The organism is Gemmata algarum, assembly GCF_034097035.1.
GTDB lineage: Bacteria > Planctomycetota > Planctomycetia > Gemmatales > Gemmataceae > Gemmata > Gemmata algarum.
Map to the genome: position 1 here is coordinate 46,226 of NZ_JAXBLV010000199.1, position 7,463 is coordinate 53,688.

The 7,463-nt window shown below is 71.0% G+C and carries 4 protein-coding genes; all 4 read left to right on the forward strand.

Annotation, left to right across the window (positions count from 1 at the left end; genetic code table 11):
• Window positions 1-91: 91 nt before the first annotated feature.
• Complete coding sequence (locus R5W23_RS21560) at window positions 92-2,023, forward strand: hypothetical protein (RefSeq protein WP_320688067.1); 1,932 nt, start codon at window positions 92-94, stop codon at window positions 2,021-2,023.
• 89 nt (window positions 2,024-2,112) lie between these two features.
• The gene (locus tag R5W23_RS21565) at window positions 2,113-3,378 is read left to right on the forward strand and encodes an alpha/beta hydrolase family protein (protein WP_320688068.1); all 1,266 of its coding nucleotides are present in this window, start codon (window positions 2,113-2,115) and stop codon (window positions 3,376-3,378) included.
• Window positions 3,379-3,535: 157 nt separating this feature from the next.
• The gene (locus R5W23_RS21570) at window positions 3,536-5,050 is read left to right on the forward strand and encodes a TIGR02996 domain-containing protein (RefSeq protein ID WP_320688069.1); all 1,515 of its coding nucleotides are present in this window, start codon (window positions 3,536-3,538) and stop codon (window positions 5,048-5,050) included.
• Between the two features lie 190 nt (window positions 5,051-5,240).
• A complete protein-coding gene (locus R5W23_RS21575) occupies window positions 5,241-7,253 on the forward strand; it encodes a hypothetical protein (protein ID WP_320688070.1) in 2,013 nt (670 codons plus the stop codon).
• Window positions 7,254-7,463 lie beyond the last annotated feature (210 nt).

Consider the following 7,463-nt stretch of genomic DNA (forward strand, 5'->3'; position numbering starts at 1 on the left):
GGGTTGCAGTTCCAGAATTCGATCGCCGTTAACTCACATCACCCGAACGTTTGCTCGGGGGGCTCACGCCCCCCGCTCGCCAGGAGCATTCATGACCCGCCCGTTCGCTCTTGCCGTCGTCACGTTCGCGCTCGCCGCGCCCGCGCGCGGTTCCGACGCGCCCGAGACCTTGCTCGCCCCCACCACACAACTGTACGTGCGGTGGGACGGCGTCTCCGCGCACAACGAGGCGTACAAGAAATCGGTCTGGGGGCCGGTCATGGCCGGGCCGACCGGCGACAACGTCCGCGCGCTGCTCGCGAAGGCGCCGCGGCTCTTCGGCTCCCCCCTCGTCGCCGACCCGCTCCTCTCGGGGCGCGAGCCGGGCGAGCTGAAGGCCAACCTCGCCGACCTCAAGGCCGCCGACAAGCTGCCCGACCTGCTCGCCGACCGGGGCGTGATCGTCGCCGCCGAGGTGCGCGAGCCGGCGCCCAGCCTCAAGGGCGTCGGGAGCGCCGTGACCGGGCTGCTCGGCGGGAAGATGCCCAAAGCCGAATCGCTGGTGCCGGACGCACACCTGCTCATCATCGTGCCGGGGGGCGCGGACAAGGCCGGCGCCCTAAACGGCGCCGTCCGGCTCCTGATGCGCCTCGGCGAGAACAAGGTCGAAGCGTTCGCCGCGAAGGGGCGCAATGGTTACCGGTTCGTGCTCCCGAAGGAAGGCGCCCCGCCGTTCCCCCTGTTCGCCGCGTGGTGGGGTGAGGGGGCGCACTTCGTGTTCTACGCCGGCACGCGGTCGCCCGAAGCGGTCATGGACGAGTTCACCGCCAACGCCGCGAAGGGCGGGCTCGCCGGCAGCCCGCTGTACCAGCGCGCGGCGAAGCTGGGCGAGTTCGAGAGCGTCGCGCGCGGGTTCGTGGACACGGGCCGGGTGGTCGGGCTGGCCAAGAGTTTCGCGGGGCCGTTCGTGCCCGGGTTGAATGACCGGCTCAACGGCGTCGGGCTCGGGTCACTCAAAGCGGTGGTGTTCTCGTCCGGGTTCGACGGCAAGGAGTCGCGCTCGGTCTACGAGCTCGACACGCCGGGCGAGCGCAAGGGGTTCGCCCGGGCGCTCAAGAACGAGCCGCTGGGCCTGAACGACCTGCCCCCGATGCCGCCGGACGTGAGCCGGTTCTCCGCGCTCCGGCTCGATCCGGCCGCCACCTATGACGCGAGCCTGAGCCTGATCGAGTTCCTCAAGGCCGGCGGCGCGTTCGGGGTGGAGGACGACAAGAAAGGTCTCGTCCCGGCGCGGAAGGAGTACCTCGCGAGCGAGGCCGACAAGTTCCTGGGCGTCCGCGTGAGGGACGACGTCCTCCCGTACCTCGGGGACAAGCTGGTGCTGTTCCAGAGCCCGACGGAGGGGCTGTCGCTGTTCGGTCAGGTGGTCTGTGTTTCGTGCAAGGAGCCCGCCAAGATCAAGGCCGCGACGGACAACATCCAGCGCGCGCTCGAGGGCATTGCGAACAGCCCGATCAAGGTGCGCAAGAAGGTGTTCAAGGGCGTGGAGGTCCGCGAGTTCTACGCCCGCGGGTTCGGGGTGGTCACGCCGACCTACGCCATCGTGGGCGAGTGGCTGGTGGTGGGCGGGCACCCGCAAACCGTACAGGGGTTCGTTCTCCGCGCGAAAGGGGATTTGGAGCGTTGGACGCCGGACGCCGGGACCGCGAAGCGGCTGGCGAAGATGCCGCAGGACGGGTGCGGGCTCCAGTTCTGCAACCCGAAGTCCACCACCCAGAACCTGTGTTGCGTCGGACCGATGTTCCTCAGCACGCTCGAGCTGCGCAACCGGTTCCGCGAGAACAACGAGTCGGACTTCGACCCGATCGACGTGGGAATGGTCCCGAACGCCCACGAGCTGAGCCGCCACCTGTTCCCGAACCTCACGGTCACCCGCGACGACGGTAAGACGATCCGGATCGAGACGAACGAGTCGTTCAGCCTGCCCCTCGAGTTCCTCGGGCTGGAGCCGCTCGCGTTAGCCGCCGTGTCCGCGCTCAACTGAGCCCGGACCGGAATTCGCCTCACACTCCCGCCGCGTTTGGTGTACCTTCGGGGGCTTCGGCCCCCGTCGCCGTTTCTGGAGCGGTTCACATGCGACTCTCCCTCGCGAGCCTCGGCCTTCTCCTCATGAGCGCGCTTGCCATCCCAGCCGATTTCCCGCCGCCGGACAAACTTCCCTCGGCGGCGGAGCTTCCGGACGTGCTGACCGCGCGCGACGGGACCAAGGTCACCACCCGAAAGGAGTGGGAGGAGAAGCGCCGCCCCGAACTGAAGGCGCTGTTCGAGCACTACATGTACGGCCGGTTCCCGGAAAAGCCCAAGCAGGTGACCGCGAAGGTGCTGTTCGAGGACGCGAAGGCGCTCGACGGTAAGGGGACGCTCCGCGAGGTGGAGTTGACGTTCGGGCCGCCGGAGTGGCCGAAGATTTACCTCCTCATCGCGACGCCGAACGACAAAACACCGGCGGCGTGCTTCGTGGGGCCGAACTTCGGCGGCAACCACCTGCTCACGGACCACGAGCAGGTGCGCGTCCCAACGGCGTGGGTGCCCGCGAACTACCCTGGCGTCGAGAAGGGCACGAACAAGGCGACCGCGGCGGGCCGCGGGAAGCAGGCCGACACGTGGCCGCTCCGACAGGTCGTGGAGAAGGGGTACGCGGTCGCGACGTTCTACTGCGGCGACGTTCAGCCGGACCGCCCGAACGTGCGCGAGGGGATGCGCGCGACGCTCTCGTCCGCTGAGGGCCGGGCGCCCGGCGCCGGGACCGCGACGGTCATGTGGTGGGCCTGGGGCTGCCACCGAGCGGTGGACTTCCTCGTTACGGACAAGGCCATCGACCCGAAGCGGCTGGCGGTGGTGGGGCACTCGCGCCTGGGCAAAACGGCGCTGCTGGCCGGCGCGTTCGACGACCGCATTGCGGTGGTGATCCCGCACCAGTCGGGGTGCGGCGGCGCCGGGCCGAGCCGGAGCAAGAACCCGAAGGCCGAGCCGGTGAAGCGCATCACGACCGTGTTCCCGCACTGGTTCTGCGGGCACTTCAGCGCGTTCGGCGACGACACCACGAAGCTGCCGTTCGACCAGCACAGCCTGATCGCGATCTGCGCCCCGCGCCCGGTGCTGCTCACGAACGCCGAAGACGACCAGTGGGCCAACCCGCCGGGTCAGTTCGACATGCTGGCCGCCGCGGCCCCGGCCTACAAGCTGTACGGCGACGACCGACCCGTTGCAGCGAAGGTGCCCGAGCAGGGCAAGTTGAGCGACGAGCGGCTGGGCTACTTCATCCGCGCCGGCAAGCACGCCATGACGCCCGACGACTGGAACGTGTACGTGCAGTTCGCCGACAAGTGGCTCCGCTAAGAACCGCAGGCCGGGGCAAAGAGCGGAACCAAAGGTCACCCAAGCGCGAGGGCTCGAAGCGGTGAGGGCCTTCGTCCGCTCGGTCTTCTGGTCCCTGCTTCCTACCTTCGGTCCACTCTGCTACAGTGCAACGGTCTCATTTCTTCGGGGGCGTCCAATGCTGTCCGACCGCGACGCGTTGCTGGCCGCCATCCGCGTGCACCCGGACGAGGACACCCCACGGCTCGCGTACGCCGACTGGCTCGACGAACACGGCGACGCCGCCCAGGCCGAGTTCATTCGGGCGCAGTGCGAGCTGGCCGCCGCCGCGGACGAGTACGGCGGCAGCCACGCGATGTACGAGTTCCTCCGCGACCGTTATCATCACGGGCTGCTCACCACCGACTGGTCCCGCATCGACGCCGGCGTTCACCGGCTCGTGACGCTCGAAACGCGCGCCAACGAGTTGCTGAACCGCCACCGCGGCGCGTGGGAGCCGCCGGCGGGCGGGTCGGCCCGGGTGCGGTGGGCCGATCGGGACGACGACGCGACGCGGCTGAACGGGTTCGCGCGCGGGTTCCCGCACCGGTTGGCACTCGACGAGCCGACGAACATTAAAAACGCCGCGCGGCGGCTCCGGGAGGTGCCGCCCGTCACGCTCGTGGCGCACCACGGGTTCTCGGCCAAAACGGTGGAGCGGCTCGCCGAGGTCGGGCTGACGGGTTGGGTCACCGGGCTGGACCTGCGCGGCGGCTGTGCGGACGGGCTGCGTGCGTTCGGGCACCTGCCGGCGGCCGGGTCCGTGCGCCGGCTCACGGTCCGCTACACGGACGCGCCGGCGACCATCGCCGCGCTCGCCGACGCCCCGCACTGGACCGGCCTTCGCGAGCTCGATCTGTCGGAAACCGAGGTGCGTGCCGACGCGCTCGAGGGGCTCCTGGCGGCGGGGCGGCTCGGCGGGCTGCGCCGGCTCCGGCTCCGCGGCGGGTACGACTGGCGTCCCGATCACGTCCGCGCGCTCCTCGCCGCCGACCTGTCCGCCCTCAACTCGCTCCGGCTCACGCACTGCAACCTCGACGACGAGTCGGCCGAGTTGCTCGCGCGGGCGCCGGCCCTGGCGGGCCTCCGCGACCTCGATCTGGCGCACAACCGCGTCCACGGCCCCGGCGCCACGGAGCTGCTGTGCTCGCCGCACCTCCGCGGGGTGGCGTATCTGGGGCTCGATTTCAACCCGCTCTCGGGGCTCGACGCCGGGCGGCTCGAAGCGGCCCCCGCCGCCGCCCTGCGGTTGCTGAACTGTCACGGCGCGCGGCTCCGGACCGCGGACGTGCGCGCCCTGGTCCGGTGCCCGCGGGTGCGCACCGTCTGGTACCTGGACCTCGACGACAACGGCCTGGGCGTGCAGGGGGTGCGCGAGCTGGTGCGCGGGTGCGGGCGGTGGTGCCCGCCGCTCCTGTGGCTGATCCGCAACCGCATCGACGACCGCGCGGCCGAACTGCTGGCCAACTGGAAGGGCGCGTCCGGGCTGGTGGCGCTGCACGTGAAGTACAACCCCCGGCTCACCGACACCGGGCTCAAACAGTTGCTCGCCAGCCCGCACCTGGCGGGCCTGGGGGCGCTCGGCGCCTCGCCGGGCGGCGCGCGAACAGAGGCCCAGTTGCGGAAGCGGTTCAAGCACCGGGAGGAATACTGATGACGTGTCGCGCGAACGTTCACTGACGGGCGAAGTTTATCGGCACGGCGGGTGCCGATCCGGAACGGTCAAGTGCGGTCGTGCCGCACGAGTCGCGGATCGGCTCACCCGTCTTTCCAGGTGGTGGCGTGCGGTTGGGTAACTCGTATCTTGACCGGACGCGCCGTCCCGTTTCACCCGATTACGCCACATGCGTGTTGAACTCTGTTGCCCGTGGCGGTCGGTGTGGGCGGCCCGGGCGCTCGCCGCGGTCGCTCTGGCCGTCGGCGTGCCGCTGTTCCTGCGCATGCCCCCGTGGTGCGACCTCACGCTCTACCAGATGGCCGCCCGCAACCTCATCGAGGGCGGCACACACTACAAGGACATCTTCGACACCAACCTCCCGGGGTTCGTTTGGGCGCTCACGCTGATCCAGTGGGCGTTCGGCGAGAGCGTGGTGGTGGTGCGGGCCGCCGACCTGCTGATCGTGACCGGGGTGGTCGCGCTGATCGACCGGCTGGCGAAGCTCGGCGGGGCGCCGCCCGCGGCGCGGTGGTGGGCCGTGGCCGGGGCGGCGGCGCTGTACCCGTTCACGATGGAGATGTCGCACGCCCAGCGGGACACCTGGATGGCGCTCCCGGGGCTGGCCGCCGTGCTGCTCCGGGTGCGGCGGGGGATCGGTGGGCCGGAACCCCTGCCCTCAAACCCGCACGTGGGGAGCGCCTCCGCGGTTCTGGGTGCCGGGCTTCAAGCGCCGCACGTGCCCGCGGGGAGCGGGTTCGCTCCCGCCGCCCTGGAGGGCGCGCTGTGGGGCGCGGCGCTGTGGGTGAAACCGCACATCGTGCTCATGGCCGCCACCGTCTGGCTGCTCACCGCCCGGCGGCTCGCGGGCCGGCACCCGCGGCCGTGGCGCGCCGCCGCCTTCGACCTGTTGGGGAACCTCGTCGGCGGGCTCGTCGTCGGGGCGGCGGGCGTGTTGTGGCTGGTCGCGTCCGGGGCGTGGGGGCCGTTCCTCGAGGTGTTCACCGAGTGGAACCCGGACTACCTGCGGCTCGTGCGGCAGGAGCTCGCCCAGCGGAGCGACCAGCAGCTCGACTGGTTCCCGGGGTGGAGCCTCGGGCCGTTCGTCACGGTGCCGCTGGCGCTGCTTTCCGTGATCGACATGGCGCCCTGGGCGAGCCGGCGGGCCGCGGGGGCGGTGCCGGGGCGCGCCGGCCCGCTCGGGTACTGGCTGCCGCGGCACCTCTGGGACAAGCAGGCGGGCGCGGACGCGCGGTTCGTGCGCGGGGCGCTCGGCGCGCTGTACCTGGTTTGGCTGGTGCAGGCGTTCTTCCTCCAGCGCGGGTTCCAGTACGCGCACGTGCCCGAGACGCTCCTGATGCTCGGCGTGTGGGCGTCGCACCGGTGGGCGTTCACGTTCGCGCTGCTCGTGTGGTTCGCACTGGTGGCCGTCGTGTGGGGGGCGGCCGGGGGCAGCCCGCAGGCGCAGGCGTGGCTGAGTTCCGTTCCGGAGAAGGTTCACGAGCGGTACCTGCCGCGGCACGTCGCGTTCAACACCGAGCGGCTGAAGCAGTGGCCCGTGTGCTGGCGCACGAACCTGAGCGACGCGGAGCGGTACGCCCTCTGGGACTGGCTCCGGCTGCACCCGCCGCACGAGGCGGTGGTCGGGTGGGTCGAGATCGCCGAGGTCGCCGAGTACCTGCGCGCGCAAGGCGCCCGGGACGGGGAGGTGGTGGCGTGGTTCGACTCGCCGCACGTGCTGTACATCATCATGCACCTGAAGCCCGGGCTCCGGTTCATGCACGTGTACACGGCCATCTCGATCGGTCAGGGGCCGGACGTGCCGGTCACCGGCCAGGAGCGGGTGATGGCGGAACTCGCGGCCGCGCCGGCGAACCGCCGGTTCGTGGTCAGCGACCTGGAGTGGGTTGCGCTGCCGGCCACGGACCCGGAGGTGCGGGCGCGACTGCTCGGCCCGCCGGGGCGCCCGCACCCGCACCACCTCTTGCCCGCCGAGTCGCCGTACCCGGCGTCGTTCCCGTTCAACCAGCCCACCCTGTTCCGCAGCCGCGGCGGTCGGGGCCGGTACGTGGTCCACGAGCTCGGCTCGCGGAGCGACGACAGCACCGAGTATTTTTTGCTGTGGTCTGGTGCGTGGTCGATCGCCGATGGGGCGGACACGTGCCCGATGCCGCGTCCCAAGCAGCGCTTGATCCTGCCGTAACGCGAGCGATGTGACGGCTCGTCGCACCGGTGATTCGGAGCCCGGGCCGCTCGCACGCGCCTCCGCCCGCTTCGCGCCGTGGTTTCGGTAGCTTCGAGTTTGTTGGCCGTGCGAAACTGCCGACGCAAGCGGTTCGACCGTGACTGGTCGAACGGCCCGCGGGCACAAGCGGGTGCAACCCGGGGCGATTCGAGCCAACCCGAACCATAC

Bases quoted from the DNA above. Each gene is read 5' to 3' on its own strand.
- R5W23_RS21560 (WP_320688067.1), top strand. From the start codon at position 92: ATGACCCGCCCGTTCGCTCTTGCCGTCGTCACGTTCGCGCTCGCCGCG.
- R5W23_RS21565 (WP_320688068.1), top strand. From the start codon at position 2,113: ATGCGACTCTCCCTCGCGAGCCTCGGCCTTCTCCTCATGAGCGCGCTT.
- R5W23_RS21570 (WP_320688069.1), top strand. From the start codon at position 3,536: ATGCTGTCCGACCGCGACGCGTTGCTGGCCGCCATCCGCGTGCACCCG.
- R5W23_RS21575 (WP_320688070.1), top strand. From the start codon at position 5,241: ATGCGTGTTGAACTCTGTTGCCCGTGGCGGTCGGTGTGGGCGGCCCGG.